The sequence below is a fragment of the Moorena sp. SIO3I6 genome, assembly GCF_010672095.1.
The window spans coordinates 1-1203 of record NZ_JAAHHU010001510.1 but is presented as its reverse complement, the minus strand read 5'-3'; the positions used below and the strand labels follow the sequence as shown (position 1 = coordinate 1203).

3 protein-coding genes are annotated in these 1203 nt (G+C 46.5%); all 3 read left to right on the top strand.

What is annotated here, in order from left to right; all coding sequences use genetic code 11:
* The first annotated feature begins 150 nt into the window (after positions 1-150).
* Positions 151-294, top strand: coding sequence for a hypothetical protein (locus F6K49_RS50745; RefSeq protein ID WP_293110480.1), 144 nt, complete (start codon positions 151-153; stop codon positions 292-294).
* A gap of 137 nt (positions 295-431) precedes the next feature.
* Positions 432-884: a DNA-binding protein gene (locus tag F6K49_RS50740; protein ID WP_293110478.1), complete on the top strand. Its 453-nt coding sequence runs from the start codon at positions 432-434 to the stop codon at positions 882-884.
* Between the two features lie 111 nt (positions 885-995).
* A partial coding sequence (locus F6K49_RS50735; RefSeq protein WP_293110476.1) for a hypothetical protein occupies positions 996-1203 on the top strand: 208 nt, incomplete at its 3' end.

The following is a 1203-nucleotide window of genomic DNA, read 5'->3' as shown; positions in this document are numbered from 1 at the left end:
TACATTCCTATCTCTCCTTTGGAGCGACTACGGGATGAAGCTTCGCTTGCTTCCGCTAAAAGCGATCGCGTAGCGTAGCCCTTCGGGCTAATCGCATTTATCTGTGTCCCCATACAAGACTCTTCTCCTTCAAAGTTAGGTTATTTGTGATTGTCCCTGGCCACGGTACGCGATCGCCTTTGGCGCGGCTTCGCCGATCGCATTTCCCTAGCACACTCTAAACTCTTCTGTTTCCAATTTTCTAACTATTCCGGTATTGACGCAGTCGCTAATAGTGGAAACCACAGCACTTGACTTGCCCCCCACCCTCTCCACACTTACCACACTTTAGCTACTTTCATCCCTATTCCCTATTTCTTTCGTTAAAGTTGCCAATTTTCTTTTTATCTATTAAACTAGTATTATAGGAAGAGTTAAAAAACACTCCACTCATGAACAAGTGCGTTGGAACTACTGAAGCGGCATCTCTATTAGGAATTTCCTCTCGACGATTGCGCCAACTCCTAGAGAAGGGTCGGGTGCGGGGTGCCTATAAAACTGGGAAATTCTGGATTATTCCTCTGTTCAACCATTTGCCACAAATTACCAAAGGGTCTCGTGGACCGAAGGGGAAATGGCGCACTAGTCGTCCACCGGCATTAGCTAAGATTAATGTCAACCGTAATCACATTGGCTCGAATATCAAGAAAAGTCCTCAAGACCGCAAGCCAGTAATTTCAGTAAAACGCAGTGGCACCAATCTCTACGGCAACGAAGTGGAAATCCTTGGTCCATGTAAGATTGTCTATAACCCAGATAATCCACTGGATTGTGGTGCTCGTTTGTGGATTGAAACTTTTAGTGATATTCACTTTGTTGGTGGGAGTTTTCCGGCTAGTCGCTGAATCGGGAATCGGGAATCGGGAATCGGGAATCGGGAGCAGTGGGCAAAAGCTAATTGCTAGAGTTATTACAATGGTTCCATAGGCACCCAAGCTAATCGCTGATCGCTGACCATGAGTTCTCCACCACCCTCCAAACCCCCAAAAACCATACTTAGTCAGCTAACTCAGGTAGTACAGACCATTCATGCTAAAGTCAATCTTCAAGCAGTAGCACTAAAGCCTAATGCTAGAGTGCCGGAACTTTGGGTGCAAGACGCTAATACCAACAAATCCGATGTCTATCCCCTGGTTGGGGACCGTTACGTACTCGGGCGCAGTT